Source organism: Jiella marina (genome assembly GCF_024359545.1).
Classification (GTDB): domain Bacteria; phylum Pseudomonadota; class Alphaproteobacteria; order Rhizobiales; family Rhizobiaceae; genus Jiella.
On record NZ_JAKQZG010000003.1, the window covers coordinates 381,092 to 394,881 of the forward strand.

The following is a 13,790-nucleotide window of genomic DNA, read 5'->3' on the forward strand; positions in this document are numbered from 1 at the left end:
CATGGAAACGGGTTTTCTCTTCATTCTCGTCTTCGGACTGCTGTTTCTCGGCGTCCCCGTCGCGATTTCCCTCGGTCTCGCCTCGGTTCTGACGATCGCGCTGTTCTCCGGCGACTCGATGAGTTCGGTCGCCCTGCAGCTCTTCACCGCCAGCCAGAACTACACGCTGCTCGCGATCCCCTTCTTCATCCTGGCTTCGGCCTTCATGTCGACGGGCGGTGTCGCCAAGCGCATCATCCGGCTCGCCATTGCCACGATCGGGCATTTCCGCGGTGGCCTCGCCATGGCTTCGGTGCTCGCCTGCATGCTGTTTGCGGCCCTGTCGGGCTCCTCGCCGGCAACGGTCGTCGCCATCGGCACGATCGCCATCGCCGGCATGCGCCAGGTCGGCTATTCGAAGGAGTTCGCCGCCGGCATCATCGCCAATGCCGGCACGCTCGGCATCCTCATTCCGCCGTCGATCGTCATGGTCGTCTATGCGGCCGCAGTGAACGTCTCGGTCGGGCGCATGTTCCTCGCCGGCATCATCCCCGGCATTCTCGCCGGCCTGATGCTGATGATCGCCATCTACGTTCAGGCAAGGCGCAAGAACCTGCCGGCGGAAGAATGGAAAGGCTTTCACGAGATCCTCGAGGGCGGCAAGGAAGCCGGCTGGGGCGTCTTCCTGATCGTCATCATCCTCGGCGGCATCTATGGCGGTGTCTTCACGCCGACCGAGGCGGCGGCCGTCGCGGCTGTGTACTCCGGCTTCGTCGCGCTCTTCATCTATCGCGACATGGGCCCGCTCGCCGGAATTCCCTGGATCGGTGAGGACCGCGACCCGCGCGAGCGCGTCGGCTTCAAGGCCATGGTCTATGCCGTCGCTTTCTTCTTCGTCTGGCTGATCCTCTCCTTCTTCGCCATGGGTGAAGCCGGAGAGACCACGATCGGTTTCAGGGCGATCGTCGGCCTGGTGGGCGTCGTCTTCATCCTGATCGCCTATCCGCTCTGGCGCGGGACGGGCGGGATGAGCGCGATCCCGGGAACGCTCGGCGCCGGCCTGCCGGTCTGGGGGCGCAATCTGGCGGCCATGGGCAAGGGCTTTTTCCCGGCGCTGGTCCATGACGATACGCGCAAGGTGATGGTGGACGCATCCAAGACGACGGTGATGCTGATGTTCATCATCGTCAACGCGCTGCTGTTCGCCCACACGCTGACCGCCGAGCGGATCCCGGATGCGATCACCGATCTGATGCTGGACTACGGCTTCAACTGGTTCACCTTCCTGATCGCGGTGAACGTCCTCCTCCTGATCGGCGGTCAGTTCATGGAGCCTTCCGGTCTCCTCCTGATCGTCGCCCCGGTGGTGTTTCCGATCGCGATGGAGCTGGGCATCGACCCGATCCATCTCGGCATCATCATGGTGGTGAACATGGAGATCGGCATGATCACGCCGCCGATCGGTCTCAACCTCTTCGTGACCTCCGGCATCACGGGCATGAGTCTGGTCAGGGTCGTGAAGGCCGCGGCACCTTTCGTGGCCGTGCTCTTCGTCTTCCTGATCATCATCACCTATGTGCCGTTCCTGTCGACGGTGGTTCCGAACGCCCTGATGGGGCCGGAAATCGTCAACCGGTAAAGGCCGACGGGCGGGTCGAAGGCCCGCCCGACCTGTCGGCTTCGGGCATTTCGAGGATGGCCGGAAATGACAACGCCGAAGTGGAATCAGTCGAGGACGCCGAGGACGGCGATGCAGTCGCCGGCCTTGACGAGACCAGGGAAGTGTCGGGCGGCGAGGACGCCGTCCATCTTGGCCCAGAACTCGTAAGGCTCGGACCCTGTCCGGTCTATCGGCCAGGCGCGGGCAATCGGCTGGCCCTTCACCACCGGATCGCCGAGATCGATCAGAGGCTCGATCATGCCGTCGATCTCGGAGAAGGTGAAGCAACGGTCGTCCGGCATGTCGAGCCAGCGGGTCGGGCGCTCTTCGACTTCGCCCTTGAGGATGCCGGCGTGACAGAGCACGTTGCGCACGCCGCGTTTGGCGATCTCCGCGAGCCGCGCCGTGGTCGAGCCGCCACCGCCGAGTTCCGTCGTGACGAAGACCTTGCCCATCTCCTCGGCCGTCGTATCGAACATGCCGACCGCGTCGATCTCCAGCATCTTGACCGAATAGGGCGCGCCAAACGCCCGGACGGCGGCGAAACAGGCGACCTCCTGGGCCTTGTTGTCCAGAATGTGCGCAGCCGCGAAGGGCAGGAAGTCGAGGGTCTTGCCGCCCGAATGGAAGTCCAGCACGACGTCCGCCATCGGCAGGAGCACGCGGGTGACGTAGTCGGCGATCTTCTCCGTCGGGCCGCCGAAGGGGCGACCGGGGAAGGAGCGGTTGAGATTGCCCTTGTCGATCGGCGAGGTGCGGGTGCCGGCGCGAAAGGCCGGATAGTTCAGCGCCGGCACGATGATCACCCGGCCCGAGACCGCCTCCGGCGTCAGCCAACGCGCGAGATCGAACAGGGCGATCGGCCCTTCATATTCGTCACCGTGATTGCCGCCAGTCAGAAGCGCCGTCGGGCCATCGCCATCCTTCACGATAGTGATGGGGGTGAGGATCGAGCCCCAGGCGGAATCGTCGCGGCTGTAGGGCAGGCGCAGGAAGCCGTGCTGCTTGCCTTCGCGATCGTAGTCGATCGTGGCGAAGATCGGGGAGGGGGGAAGCTCCATCTCCATCGAAACCTCAGTCCTTCACGACGAGCTTGCGGGGCACATTGGCAAGGAGTTCGTAGCCGGTGTCGGTGATGGCGAGGCTCTCGGTGATCTCCAGGCCCATATCCTCCAGCCAGAGCGCCGTCATGAAGTGGAAGGTCATGCCGGGCTCGAGCACGGTCTTGTCGCCCGGGCGAAGGCTCATGGTCCGCTCGCCCCAGTCCGGCGGATAGGACAGGCCGATCGGATAGCCGGTGCGGCTGTCCTTGACGATGCCGTGGCGCTTCAGCACGGCGAAATAGGCGTTGGCGATGTCCTCGCAGGTGTTACCGGGTTTGGCGGCTTCGAGGCCCGCCTCCATGCCTTCGAGCGTCGCCTTTTCGGCATCGATGAAGATCTGCGGCGGCGTGCCGAGGAAGACCGTGCGCGACAGCGGGCAGTGATAGCGATGATAGGTGCCGGCGATCTCGAAGAAGGTGCCTTCGCCCTTCTTCAGCGGCTTGTCGTCCCAGGTGAGATGCGGGGCCACCGCGTCCGGGCCGGAGGGCAGCATCGGCACGATCGCCGGATAGTCACCGCCATGGCCATCCACGCCGCGGATGCCGACGTCGTAGATCTCTGCGACGAGATCGCATTTGCGCATGCCGGGCTCCATCACCTCGGCGATGCGCTCGTGCATCTTCGTCACGATCCGCCCGGCAATGCGCATGTAGTCGAGTTCGGTGGCGCTCTTCACCGCCCGCTGCCAGTTCACGAGCGCGGTGGCATCGACGAAGCGCGCGTTCGGCAGGTGGGTCTTGAGCGACTGGAAGGCAGCGGCGGAGAACCAGTAATTGTCCATCTCGACGCCGATGGTGAGCTTGTCCCAGCCCCGCTCGGCGATCACCGTCGCCAGGTAGTCCATCGGATGGCGCTCGGTGGACTGCACGTAGTGGTCGGGATAGCCGACGATGTTGTCAGGGGCGAGATAGGCGGTGCGCTTCGCCCCATGGGCATCCATGGCCCGCCCGAACCAGACGGGCTCGCCTTGCGGTCCTACCAGAACGCCCTGATGGACGTAAAAGGACCAGCCGTCATAGCCCGTCAGCCAGGCCATGTTGGAGGGATCGGAGACGTAGAGAAGCTCGACGCCGGCCTTCGCCATCGCGGCGCGGGTCTTTTTCAGGCGCTCGGCATATTCGTCTCGGGAGAATCGCAGGGTCGGTTCTGACATGGGGCGTTCGTTTCTGGTTCAGGTCGAAAATTTCGTGCCGCTGCCGGCTCTAGCGACGCGGGAAAAGGCGAGGGTGGCGATTGCGGTATCCTGGACCCCGGTTCCGGTGAGGTCGCAGAGGGTGATCTGTCCCTCGGATGACCGCCCGGCAAGCGTTCCAGCGGCGATCGCTCCGAGTTCCGCGAAAGACTGATCGTCGGCTGCGATGCCGGCGGCGATGGCGTGGTGCAACTCGCCGAGACGCCGGGTCTGGGCGAGGCTGTCGGCGACATAGAGGTCGGCGCGTGCGATCGCGGCCGGCTCCACCTCGTTCTTGTGCTCGGCGTCCGAGCCCATGGCCGTGACGTGCTGTCCGGGCTCCAGCCAGTCCGCGCGCAGGATCGGTAGTTCGGCTGGCGTCGTCGTCACGATCACGTCGGCGCCGGTGACGGCCTCCTTGGCATCCGGCCCGGGCATGGCTTCGACCTTGATGCCGAGACGCTCCGAAAGATCGCGCGCGCAGGCCGAGGCCTTCTCAGCGTTGCGGGCCCAGATGCGCGCCTCGCGGATCGGGCGGACGAGCGTGAGTGCTTCGAGCTGGAGCTTCGCCTGGACGCCGGCGCCGAGGATTGCCGCGACGGACGCATCTTCGCGGGCCAGATGTCGCGCGGCGACCGCGCCGGCGGCGGCGGTTCGAACGTCCGTCAGGTAGCCATTGTCGAGAAACAGCGCCTCGACGAGACCGGTCGTCGAGGAGAGAAGCATCATCAGCCCGTTGACGCTGGGGAGTCCCAGCTTCGGATTGTCGAAGAAACCGGGGCTGACCTTGATGGCGAAGCCCGAAAAGCCAGGCACATACGCGCTTTTCACGTCGACTTCGCCGCGATGTTCGGGGATGTCGAGGCGCATGATCGGCGGCATCGCGACGGGTTTCGTCGCAAGCGCGACGAAGGCCGCCTCGATCGTGTCGACGATTTCGTGGTCGAGCGTGATGGTCTTTCGCAAATCGGCTTCGGTGACGATGGTGATGTCCGGCATCAGCGAGCCTCCTCCAGCGAATTTGCGCCATTCACGATGCGACGGTGAAGATCCATCGCGATGTTGCGCCCCGAAAGCAGCGCGATCGTAGGACCGGTCGGTTTGACCTTGCCGGCGAGGATGGCAGCGACGCCGACGGCGGCCGCCCCTTCGACCACTTCCCGCTCTTCGAAATAGACATGGCGGATGCCGGCTGCGATCTCGGCCTCGCCGAGCAGGACGACCTCGTCGACCAGTGTCCGGACCATCTCAAACGTGTAGCGATTGTCGAGCCCGATCCCGCCGCCGAGCGAGTCGGCCAGCGTCGCAAGCTCCTCCACCTCGACCGGCCCGCCGGCATCAAGGCTCGCTTTCATGGCGGCGCCGCGTTCCATGGAGATCCCGATGATGCGCGCCTGCGGCCGCCGCCCCTTCACCGCCGCCGCGATGCCGGCGATCAGCCCGCCGCCCGAAAGCGGCACCAGCACCGTCTCGAGCTCCGGCAGCGCCTCGACGATTTCGAGCCCGATCGTGCCCTGTCCGGCAATGATCTCCGCCCGGTCGAAGGGTGGGATGTCGGTCAGGCCCTCTTCTTCGACGAGGCGGTCGACCTCGATCTGCGCCTCGTCCTGGGACTTGCCGATGATGCGCACTTCGGCGCCGAGCGCGGCGATCGCGTCGAGCTTGTTCTGGGGCACCAGCTTCGACATGCAAACGACGCAGCGCATGCCGAGCGCCGAAGCCGCATGGGCGAGGCCGCGGCCGTGGTTTCCCGTCGAGGTGCAGGCGACGCCTCGGGCGCGGGCATCATCCGGCAGTGTCAGAAGCGCGTTCGTCGCGCCGCGCAGCTTGAATGCGCCGGTGATCTGGCGGTGTTCGTGCTTCAGATGAACGGGCGCGCCGGCCCGCTCGCTCAAGGAGGTCGACAGGTCCATGTCGGTGCGGCGGACATGGCCGGCGATCCGGTCCGCGGCAGCCTCGATCTCGGCGAGCGTGACGGTGGTCATGGCAGCGGTTCTTCCAGCGCGGCTGCCTTGTGTGTCTCGCCCCGCATCAGCCGTCCCGCGGCTCTTGTCCCGCCCGGGAGGCCGAGCGCTTCCAGACAGGCCCAGGCCGCAGCCTGGTTGCTGGTGACGACCGGACGACCGATGGCCGCTTCGATCCTGTCGATGACGGCGACGGAACGCACGGCGGTGCAGGAGATGAACAAAGCCTCTGCGTCGGGCGTGATCGCAGCCTCGGCGGCTTCGACAATCGCCTCGCTGGAAAGCTGCGCCATGACGATGTCGTCGTCGAGTTCCAGCGCCGTCAGGCGATCGACCGCCAGCCCGTTTCGCTCGAAATAGGCGGCCATCGGCCGGCTCACTTCGAACGTATAGGGTGTCAGCATACTGATGCGTGTGACGCCGAGGGCATGAAATCCGGAGACCGCGGCTTTCGGGGGCGTGATGGCCGCGGCCTCCGGCCGAGCAGCATGGATCGCCGCTTCGACGGGCCCGTCGCCGATCAGAACGGAGGCGGAGGTGCAGGAGAAGATCACGGCGTCGATCTCCGCTCCAGGCAGCAGCAGATCCGTGGCCGCACTGAGCCGTGGCGCCATGGCACGCAGATTGTCGGGTGTCACCGGATTGGCGTTGGCGATCCGGGAGACGAAGAGCTCGAGACCGGGGCGGACCAGGAGGCGCGCATGGTCCGCCTCGCTCGTCAGATCGGTCGCAAGCGCGACGAGACCGACCCGCGCAGGGCGAGGCCCGTCGAAGGACAGTCGATCTCTCGGATAGGACTGCTCTGTGAACACGCCTGGCTTCTCCCTACCAGGAACTGCAGCGAGGATACGCCAGGCAGCAGGCCTTTCCGGGATCGGGCCGCCGTCAGCATGGCGTCTGAACGCTCTACCATGTGAGCACAAAACAGGCATGCGCAACAAAACGGCGTTCCGTTTGAAATTCACGGCCGCGGCAGACCATTCGTCTGCCCACCGCGCAGCAAATGGGAGATTGCTCGCTCGACAGTCGACCCGCCCTGCGCAAGCATTACAACAATGTCGAATGCGTATTGACCGAAAGCCGAAGACCGCTGCCATTGCACGATCTGCGATCCTCTCATGTCGTAGCGCCGGATCCGTGGAGTTCCTCCGCCGGGTTCTTTCGCGCATTGGTCGATGAAGACTTGCAGCAGCGGATCGCCAGCTGGGTCAATTTCGCAGTCTACTTCTCGACGGCTCGTTTTCGCTTCGAAAAACCCTCTTATCCTGCTTGGCGGGATGAGGCGCCACGACTGCGGGATCCGACGAGACGCCATGATTCAAAAGGCGAAATTCCAATCCGACGCATCAGGGAGCAGAAGAAATGACTGGCATTTTTGGAACCACGCGCAAACGGATTCTCTCGACGGCGCTGGCCACGACGGCCGTGATGGCCCTTTCGGCCGGTGCAGCCTCCGCGGCCGAATGGAAATACGCGATCGAGGAAGCGATCGACGAGGTCCAGGGCGTCTACGCGACCAAGTTCAAGGAATATGTCGAGGCGAATTCCGACCACACGGTCTCGATCTTTCCGTTCGGCACGCTGGGTGAATCCGCCGACACGACCGAACTCGCCCAGATGGGCGCGATCCAGTTCGTGGATCTGTCCCCCGGCTTCACCGGCAGCCTGATCCCGGAACTGCAGGTCTTCCTGCTTCCCTACACGCTGCCGGAAGACCCGGAAGTCCTCGCCGACTTCTACGAGACGTCCGACACGATCAACGAGGATCTGGCGGCGCTCTACGAGAACCAGCAGCTCAAGCTGATCGATATGTTCCCCGAGGGCGAGGTGGTGATGACCACCAAGGAGCCGGTGGAAAGCCCTGAGGATCTCGGCGGGGTGAAGTTCCGCGTCATGACCACGCCGCTTCTGGTCGAGACCTACAACGCCTTCGGCGCCACGGCGACGCCGCTGCCCTGGGGCGAGGTGTTCGGCGCGCTCCAGCTCAACATGATCCAGGGCCAGGAAAACCCGATGTTCTTCGTCGAATCGACGAAGATGTACGAGGTGACGGACTACATCACCTTCACGGGCCACAACACCTTCACCACGGCTGTCGCTGCGAATCTCTCCTTCTATGAGGGGCTGTCCGAAGAGGACAAGACGTTGGTGCAGGAGGCCGCGGATCAGGCCTATGACTACATCATCGACTATCAGAAGGGCCTCGAGGAGGAGGCGCTCGCCAAGATCCAGGAAGCCAAGCCCTCGATCACGGTGACGCGCCTGACCGACGAGCAGCGCGAGCCGTTCCGCCAGGCGGCCGAGCAGGTCCGGCAGAAATATGTCGAGATGACCGGCGACAGCGGCCAGGCCGTTCTCGAAGGCTTCGAGGAGGATATCGAAGCTTCGAAGGCACGTGTCGGCGGCGGCTCCGACGGCGAAACGACGGAGGCTTCCGAATCCTCTTCCGACATGGAAGATTCGGGCGAGACCAGCAGCAACTGATCTCCTGCTTGCTGCGCCGGGATGCTTCGGCCGGTCGCCGTACCGGCCGCCACAATCCGGCGTCCACGACGGGAGAAGGCCGGCGCCCGTGAGCGCGGCGCCGCTTCGTTGCCGTCGATAGCCATGCCGGGTCGCCCTTGCGGCGGCCCGACACTCCGCCCTCACCAGGGCGACACAGCGATGGGGTGGCGATGAACAAGTCCGAAGTTTCCGGTCGAAATCCCAATGCCGACAATCCGTCTCAGGCCTCCTCCGAGACCAGCGTGACGACGGATGCGCCGGCGAGCGCCAGGCCGCTGGCCTTTACCGGAGCGCTCCGCCCCCTCGGCTGGCTCGACCGCGCCGTCGCGATCTTCGAAGCGGTGGTGCTGACGGCCGGTATCCTGATCATGGCGGTCAATTCCGTCGCCAACGTCATCGGCCGCTTCGTCTTCGGGCAGAGCCTGTACTTCTCCGAAGAACTCAACCAGTTTCTCGTCATTCTCGTGACCTTCGCCGGCATCGGCTTTGCCGCGCGCCATGGGCGCCACATCCGCATGTCGGCAATTTACGACGAACTGCCCGACAAGGCGCGCAAGACACTGATGATCGTCATCGCGCTGATCACGGGTGCGGCCATGTTCGTGCTCGCCTGGTATTCGCTTCTCTATGTGCTGAGCGTCTACAATACCGGCCGCATCGCCCCGGTGACGCGCATCCCCGTCTTCCTCACGCTGATCTGGCTGCCGATCGGCTTCGTCATCACCGGCATCCAGTATGTCCTGACCGCCGTCGCCAATCTCACCCGGCCCGACGTCTATCTCTCGGTCTCCGTCATCGACAGCTACGAGGATACGGAGACCCAGCTATGACGGCTCTTCGCTCGTTCTTCGTCTCGCGCCAGGGGAGGTGACACCATGGCAACCGCAATGATCGTCACCATGGTGGTGCTTCTCCTTCTCGGCTTTCCGATGATGGTCCCGCTGATCGCGGCGACGCTGATCGCGTTTTTCTTCTATCTGCCGATCCCCGCCGACATCATGATCCAGCAGATGCTGGCCGGCATCCGCCCGGCGGCACTCATCGCTGTGCCGATGTTCATCCTGGCCGCCGACATCATCACCAAGGGTCAGTCCGCCGACCGGCTGATCGACATGGTGATGCGCTTCGTCGGCCATGTGCGCGGCGGGCTCGGTGTCGCGACGGCCGCGAGTTGCACGCTGTTCGGCGCCGTGTCCGGCTCGACCCAGGCGACGGTCGTCGCGATCGGCGGGCCGCTCAGGCCGCGCATGCTGCAGTCGGGCTACAAGGACAGTTTCACGCTGGCGCTGATCGTCAATTCCTCCGACATCGCCATGCTGATTCCGCCCTCGATCGCGATGATCATCTACGGCGTGATCTCCGGCACCTCGATCTCGGAGCTCTTCATCGCCGGTGTCGGGCCCGGGATCCTGATCCTCATCGCGTTCTCGATCTACGCCTACATCTACGCCCGGATGAACGACATTCCGACCGAGCCGAAATCCTCGTGGAACGAGCGCGGCCGGGCGGTTCTTGGCGCGATCTGGCCGCTCGGCTTTCCCGCGATCGTCGTCGGCGGCATCTATGGCGGCATCTTCAGCCCGACCGAGGCGGCCTCGGTCTGCGTCGGCTATGCGCTCGTCCTCGAAATGCTGATCTTCCGGTCGCTGAAGCTCTCGGACATTTTCGAGATCGCCAAATCCACAGGCCTGATCACGGCGGTCGTCTTCATCCTCGTCGCGGCCGGCGCGGCGTTTTCCTGGGTGATCTCCTTCGAACAGATCCCGCAGATGATCCTGGGCGCTCTCGGTCTGGCGGAAGCCGGACCCTACACGGTGCTGATTGCGATCTCGATCGCCTTCTTCGTCGGTTGCATGTTCGTCGATCCGATCGTCGTCATCCTAGTTCTGGTGCCGATCTTCACGCCGCTGGTCGACGGGCTCGGCATCGACCCGGTGCTGGTCGGCACGATCATCACGCTGCAGGTGGCGATCGGCTCCGCCACGCCACCCTTCGGCTGCGACATCTTCACGGCGATCGCGATCTTCAAGCGGCCGTATATCGAGGTGATCCGCGGAACGCCGCCCTTCGTCGTCATCCTTTTGGCGATCAGCGCGGCCCTGATCGTCTTCCCGCAAATCGCGCTGTTCCTGCGGGATCTGGCGTTCCGTTGATCCGGCTGGAAAGTCCATCGGGAGTTTGAAGGGGGATTTCGATGTACAAGAGGATACTCGTGCCCGTCGACGGCTCGAAAATGGCGACACGGGCTCTCGATACCGCCATCGGCCTTGCGAAGACCTTCGGCGCCGAGCTGATGACGCTTTGCGTCTATCGCCACCACTCGCCGCTTGAAGCCTCGCTGTCCATGGTCCGGGCGCGGACGCCCGACCGGCCGGACGATGCCTTGAAGGCCTATGCGAGCGAGATTGCGGCCACCGCCAAGGACCGCGCCCTGAGCGCGGGCGTCGCGGACGCCCATGCCTATGCGAAGCGCGGAAACCCCTCGCGCGCCATCGTCGAGTTCGCCAAGGATCACAAGGCGGACCTCATCGTACTCGGGGCTCGCGGCAATGGCGACGTCGAGGGATTCCTCCTCGGCTCCGTCTCCCACAAGGTCGCCTCGCTCGCCGACATTCCCTGCCTGGTGGTGCGATGAGCGACGCTCCATCGTCTCTCCGCGACCGACCGCGGTTGACGACGCGCCCGATCGGTGGTGGACGAATGCGCCGGCGCCGGTCTATTGAATCGGTTCTGCCGACTTATCGGGGAGCCGCAATGGCACCAGGGCGCATCAAACTCGACGATCGCGACATCAAGATTCTCTCGATCCTTCAATCGGAAGGTCGTATCTCCAAGGCTGCACTGGCGGAGCGGGTGAACCTCTCGCCCACGCCCTGCTGGGAACGCCTGCACCGGCTCGAGGAGACCGGGGCCATCGAGGGATACAGCGCGAAGATCGCCGACAGCGTCTATGGTCCGATGACGGTCATCTTCGTGATGATCGAGATCGAGAGCCATCGGGCGGAGGATTTCACGGCTTTCGAGGCGGCCATCGATTCGACCCCGGAAGTGGTGGAGTGCTGGTCGATCTCCGGCGGCTACGACTATCTCTGCAAGTTCGTCACCCGCGATCTGTCGACCTTTCAGGAAATCATCGAGCGCCTGCTGAACGGCGGGGCCGGGGTGAAGCGTTACTTCAGCTACCCGGCGATCAAGGCGACGAAGAAATCCGTCATCCCGATCGACATGATCGCGGAGACCCGCTGAAGTCCCGATCGGTCATTCAGGATGCCGCCCGGAATTCGGGCGGTCGCAGCGGCAGCGACGATGCTTCGCCAAGTGCTGCGATCGGGAGAGGCTTTCTCGGTTCGAGGCCGGATAAACAGCCGGCAATTCGGGCCTGGAATCGATAGACTGCACCCAATCCCTGACATTCGCCGCCCGCTTTCGCAGGGCCGGGCCGAAACTCACGCTCTTCCGAACAGGCTCCGACATGCTGGACACGAACAACGAACTCAACGCGTTCGACCGCGACCATTTCTTCCATCCCTCGACCCATATGGGGACCCACGCGCGCGGCGAATCGCCGGCGCGGATCGTGACGGGTGGAAGCGGCTCGACCATCGTCGACCGGGATGGCCGCGAAAGCCTGGACGCCTTTGCCGGATTGTATTGCGTGAATGTCGGCTATGGCCGCCAGGAGATCGCCGAGGCGATCGCCGACCAGGCCCGCAAGCTGCCGTACTACCACGCCTATGTCGGGCACGGCTCCGAGCCGTCGATCCAGCTTGCCAAGATGATCGTCGACCGGGCGCCGGATCACATGAGCCGCGTCTATTTCGGACTGTCGGGCTCGGACGCCAACGAGACCAACATCAAGCTCATCTGGTACTACAACAACGTCCGCGGCCGGCCGGAGAAGAAGAAGATCATCTCGCGCTGGCGCGGCTATCACGGTTCGGGCGTGATGACCGGGTCGCTGACCGGGCTGAAGCTCTTCCACGATCAGTTCGACCTGCCGCGCGCGCCGATCCTTCACACCGAGGCGCCCTATTATTTCCGCCGTCCGAATCGCGACCAGAGCGAGGAGGAGTTTGCGACCTGGTGCGCGGAGAAGCTGGAAGAGATGATCTTGGAGGAGGGGCCTGAGACGGTCGCCGCCTTCATCGGCGAGCCGATTCTCGGCACCGGCGGGATCGTGCCGCCGCCTGCGACCTATTGGGAGAAGATCCAGGCGGTTCTCAAGAAATACGACATCCTGCTCGTCGCCGACGAGGTGGTGACCGGATTCGGCCGCCTCGGTTCGATGTTCGGGTCCGAGCACTACGGCATGAAGCCCGACCTGATCACCATCGCCAAGGGGCTCACCTCCGCCTACACCCCGCTGTCGGGCACGATCGTCGCGAAGAGCATGTGGGATGTTCTGGTCGAGGGCTCGGACACGTTCGGCTCGCTCGGCCATGGCTGGACCTATTCCGCCCATCCGCTCTGCGCTGCGGCGGGCGTCGCCAATCTCGAACTGATCGACAAACTCGATCTCATTTCGAACGTGCGCGAGGTCGGCACCTATTTCCGCGCCAATCTCCACGAAGCGTTTTCCAATCAGCCCCATGTCGGCGAGGTCCGCGGCGACGGTCTGCTTGCCGCCGTCGAATTCGTGCGGGACCGGGACGATCGGGTGTTCTTCGAGGCGGAGGAAAAGGTGGGCCCGCGGATCGCGGCCGCGCTCGCCGAACGTGGCGTGTTGGGCCGCGCCATGCCGCAGGGCGACATCCTCGGCTTCGCGCCGCCCTTCTGCCTGACCAAGGCGGAAGCCGATCGCGTGGTCGAAGCGTCGGTGGACGCAGCGCGCTCGGTCCTCGGTTAGACTTCGTCTTGGCCCGCGCTTCGCGGGACCGGCGGGGCGCAATCCGGCGTCCGGTGGCCCGCGACACGACAAAAACGAAAAAAGGCCGGCGATAGACCGGCCTTTTTTTATAAACGCGGCTGGAGCCGGTCAGTCGGTCTGGAGGCTCGGCCCCATGCCGAGCGCCTGCAAATAGAGGTCGAGAATCGCCTCCTGCTCCTGGCGCTCGTTCTGATCCTGCTTGCGCAGGCTGATCACCTTGCGCAGCACCTTGGTGTCGAAGCCGTTGCCCTTGGCTTCGGCGTAGACGTCCTTGATGTCATCGGAAATCGTCTTCTTTTCTTCCTCAAGGCGCTCGATGCGCTCGACGAAGGAACGCAGCTGGTCCTGCGCGACACCGTTCACGTCAGACATTCTTTGAAAACTCCGTCCAAGGGCATTCTCCGAATGCGGCGACATCGCTTCGCTTTCGGGATCTGCGCCAGATCAAGGGTCCGGAGCGCCGCTGGGCCCTCATTCAGGCTTGCGGCGTTCCGGGGTTGCCGTCCTCGGATTTAACGGTCTTTCGTAAGGCTTTCGTTAC

General features: G+C 64.3%; 13 protein-coding genes. 7 read left to right on the top strand and 6 right to left on the bottom strand.

What is annotated here, in order from left to right:
• Position 1: 1 nt before the first annotated feature.
• Positions 2–1,618: a TRAP transporter large permease gene (locus MF134_RS07930; protein ID WP_255338886.1), complete on the top strand. Its 1,617-nt coding sequence runs from the start codon at positions 2–4 to the stop codon at positions 1,616–1,618.
• A gap of 86 nt (positions 1,619–1,704) precedes the next feature.
• On the opposite strand, the gene doeB is transcribed toward MF134_RS07930, so the two are convergent.
• From doeB to MF134_RS07955, 5 genes are read right to left on the bottom strand one after another with little or no spacing between them, the layout of a single operon-like run.
• On the bottom strand, positions 1,705–2,706 hold the full coding sequence (doeB, locus tag MF134_RS07935; protein WP_255338887.1) for a N(2)-acetyl-L-2,4-diaminobutanoate deacetylase DoeB: 1,002 nt from the start codon (positions 2,704–2,706) through the stop codon (positions 1,705–1,707).
• Between the two features lie 7 nt (positions 2,707–2,713).
• Entirely contained in the window at positions 2,714–3,895 is a 1,182-nt protein-coding gene (gene doeA / locus MF134_RS07940; RefSeq protein WP_255338888.1) for an ectoine hydrolase DoeA, read from the bottom strand.
• An 18-nt stretch (positions 3,896–3,913) separates the two neighbouring features.
• On the bottom strand, positions 3,914–4,912 hold the full coding sequence (gene eutC, locus MF134_RS07945) for an ectoine utilization protein EutC (protein WP_255338889.1): 999 nt from the start codon (positions 4,910–4,912) through the stop codon (positions 3,914–3,916).
• Complete coding sequence (gene eutB, locus MF134_RS07950; protein ID WP_255338890.1) at positions 4,912–5,898, bottom strand: hydroxyectoine utilization dehydratase EutB; 987 nt, start codon at positions 5,896–5,898, stop codon at positions 4,912–4,914. Before eutB ends, eutC begins: the two co-directional genes overlap by 1 nt.
• Complete coding sequence (locus tag MF134_RS07955) at positions 5,895–6,689, bottom strand: aspartate racemase/maleate isomerase family protein (protein WP_255338891.1); 795 nt, start codon at positions 6,687–6,689, stop codon at positions 5,895–5,897. The genes eutB and MF134_RS07955 overlap by 4 nt, the downstream gene beginning before the upstream one ends.
• A 550-nt stretch (positions 6,690–7,239) precedes the next feature.
• Here MF134_RS07955 and MF134_RS07960 point away from each other — a divergent pair.
• From MF134_RS07960 to MF134_RS07985, 6 genes are all read left to right on the top strand, one after another.
• Positions 7,240–8,361, top strand: coding sequence for a TRAP transporter substrate-binding protein (locus MF134_RS07960; RefSeq protein ID WP_255338892.1), 1,122 nt, complete (start codon positions 7,240–7,242; stop codon positions 8,359–8,361).
• Positions 8,362–8,552: 191 nt separating this feature from the next.
• Positions 8,553–9,212 carry a TRAP transporter small permease gene (locus tag MF134_RS07965; protein ID WP_255338893.1) on the top strand — a complete coding sequence of 220 codons (660 nt, stop codon included), beginning with the start codon at positions 8,553–8,555 and terminating at the stop codon, positions 9,210–9,212.
• Between the two features lie 45 nt (positions 9,213–9,257).
• Positions 9,258–10,535: a TRAP transporter large permease gene (locus MF134_RS07970; RefSeq protein WP_255338894.1), complete on the top strand. Its 1,278-nt coding sequence runs from the start codon at positions 9,258–9,260 to the stop codon at positions 10,533–10,535.
• 41 nt (positions 10,536–10,576) lie between these two features.
• Positions 10,577–11,017 carry a universal stress protein gene (locus tag MF134_RS07975; RefSeq protein ID WP_255338895.1) on the top strand — a complete coding sequence of 147 codons (441 nt, stop codon included), beginning with the start codon at positions 10,577–10,579 and terminating at the stop codon, positions 11,015–11,017.
• A 119-nt stretch (positions 11,018–11,136) separates the two neighbouring features.
• Positions 11,137–11,628, top strand: coding sequence for an Lrp/AsnC family transcriptional regulator (locus MF134_RS07980; RefSeq protein ID WP_255338896.1), 492 nt, complete (start codon positions 11,137–11,139; stop codon positions 11,626–11,628).
• Between the two features lie 226 nt (positions 11,629–11,854).
• Positions 11,855–13,228: an aspartate aminotransferase family protein gene (locus MF134_RS07985; protein WP_255338897.1), complete on the top strand. Its 1,374-nt coding sequence runs from the start codon at positions 11,855–11,857 to the stop codon at positions 13,226–13,228.
• Between the two features lie 129 nt (positions 13,229–13,357).
• Here the strand turns inward: MF134_RS07985 and MF134_RS07990 are convergent, their stop codons facing one another.
• Complete coding sequence (locus MF134_RS07990) at positions 13,358–13,621, bottom strand: DUF2312 domain-containing protein (protein ID WP_255338898.1); 264 nt, start codon at positions 13,619–13,621, stop codon at positions 13,358–13,360.
• Positions 13,622–13,790: the final 169 nt, after the last annotated feature.

Coding starts and splice junctions, on each gene's coding strand:
- MF134_RS07930 (WP_255338886.1), top strand. CDS start 2: ATGGAAACGGGTTTTCTCTTCATTCTCGTCTTCGGACTGCTGTTTCTC.
- doeB (WP_255338887.1), bottom strand. CDS start 2,706: ATGGAGATGGAGCTTCCCCCCTCCCCGATCTTCGCCACGATCGACTAC.
- doeA (WP_255338888.1), bottom strand. CDS start 3,895: ATGTCAGAACCGACCCTGCGATTCTCCCGAGACGAATATGCCGAGCGC.
- eutC (WP_255338889.1), bottom strand. CDS start 4,912: ATGCCGGACATCACCATCGTCACCGAAGCCGATTTGCGAAAGACCATC.
- eutB (WP_255338890.1), bottom strand. CDS start 5,898: ATGACCACCGTCACGCTCGCCGAGATCGAGGCTGCCGCGGACCGGATC.
- MF134_RS07960 (WP_255338892.1), top strand. CDS start 7,240: ATGACTGGCATTTTTGGAACCACGCGCAAACGGATTCTCTCGACGGCG.
- MF134_RS07965 (WP_255338893.1), top strand. CDS start 8,553: ATGAACAAGTCCGAAGTTTCCGGTCGAAATCCCAATGCCGACAATCCG.
- MF134_RS07970 (WP_255338894.1), top strand. CDS start 9,258: ATGGCAACCGCAATGATCGTCACCATGGTGGTGCTTCTCCTTCTCGGC.
- MF134_RS07975 (WP_255338895.1), top strand. CDS start 10,577: ATGTACAAGAGGATACTCGTGCCCGTCGACGGCTCGAAAATGGCGACA.
- MF134_RS07980 (WP_255338896.1), top strand. CDS start 11,137: ATGGCACCAGGGCGCATCAAACTCGACGATCGCGACATCAAGATTCTC.
- MF134_RS07985 (WP_255338897.1), top strand. CDS start 11,855: ATGCTGGACACGAACAACGAACTCAACGCGTTCGACCGCGACCATTTC.
- MF134_RS07990 (WP_255338898.1), bottom strand. CDS start 13,621: ATGTCTGACGTGAACGGTGTCGCGCAGGACCAGCTGCGTTCCTTCGTC.